Here is a 1085-nt window from a genome sequence, read left to right as displayed (position 1 = left end):
CAGAATGAAAAAGTCTTTATGCTGACCCCGCCGTGAGACAGCAATGGCCATGACGATTTATCTCAAATAGCGACGGTGAGGGTTTTTCAAGATTGACGAAAACCCAAATATGGTCCACATTCAGACCATGTTTGGGTTTATCCGTCACTAGGCATCGCGTGATACAGGATTGCCCTGTGATACGTCCCGCGATATTACAAGTAAACCACAGGAGTCGCCATGAGAGTCGAAACCATCAGCTATATTAAAAAGCACGCGGCTGCACTTGAACTTTCTGAGCCGATTTTGGTTACCCAAAATGGCATGCCTGCTTATGTCATTGAGTCTTTTGAAGAAAGAAAGCAACGCGATGACGCGATCGCACTGTTAAAACTGCTGACGATTTCCGAAAAAGATCTCGCCGAAGGGCGGGTATTTGCACGCGACGAATTATTGGATGGCATTTAACGTTGCAATGACAGGGAGTCAATATGACCACACTGCACAAGACAGGGATCGATGTCACCTATACGGAAACGGCAAAGTTCTGTGTAAACAAAATAGCGTTCTTCCTGCGCAGTAACAACATCGATCCCCGCCCTGTGTTACGGCTTGCGATCCAAGAGTTTGAAAATAGAGTCACTGCTTTCCCTTCAAGCTGCCCTATCTCACCGCAGCTATCTAAATTGGGCTGCATGAAATACCGTGAATGTAATACAGAAAGCGGTTATCGGTTCTTTTATTCCATCAACAGCGAACAAAACAGGATTGTCGTGCATGTCATTCAGGCACAGCGCGAAGATATCCAACAGCTTCTTTTCGATCGCATCATCGCGCGCTGAGGCCGGTGTCCGGATCGCGCTACCAAAAGAAATCCACTTTCTGTTTTAACAGGCTTCTTGGCATATAGTCATTCAACCCAACCATCATGCAATACTCAATCAAGCCACTGAGCGAGGTGGTTTGCGCTTTACTGTAAATGCCGTTTAAGCGATTTTGCACCGTGCGATAGGAAAGGCACAGCCTGCTGGCGATCTCTTTTGCCGAGAGTCGTCGGATAGCGAAGGATATTATCTCTAACTCTCGCTGAGTAAAAATATCAACGG

3 protein-coding genes are annotated in these 1085 nt (G+C 46.5%); 2 read left to right on the top strand and 1 reads right to left on the bottom strand.

Annotated features, from left to right (window positions below):
- Positions 1 to 219: 219 nt before the first annotated feature.
- Positions 220 to 447, top strand: coding sequence for a type II toxin-antitoxin system Phd/YefM family antitoxin (locus J5224_RS29505; RefSeq protein WP_264628623.1), 228 nt, complete (start codon positions 220 to 222; stop codon positions 445 to 447).
- A gap of 23 nt (positions 448 to 470) precedes the next feature.
- A complete protein-coding gene (locus J5224_RS29500; RefSeq protein ID WP_264628622.1) occupies positions 471 to 821 on the top strand; it encodes a type II toxin-antitoxin system RelE/ParE family toxin in 351 nt (116 codons plus the stop codon).
- Positions 822 to 840: 19 nt separating this feature from the next.
- Here the strand turns inward: J5224_RS29500 and J5224_RS29495 are convergent.
- On the bottom strand, positions 841 to 1085 hold a 245-nt coding region (locus J5224_RS29495), incomplete at its 5' end, for a response regulator transcription factor (RefSeq protein WP_264628621.1).

It is taken from the genome of Candidatus Symbiopectobacterium sp. NZEC135 (assembly GCF_025962695.1).
This window is presented reverse-complemented; position numbering and strand designations above follow the sequence as displayed.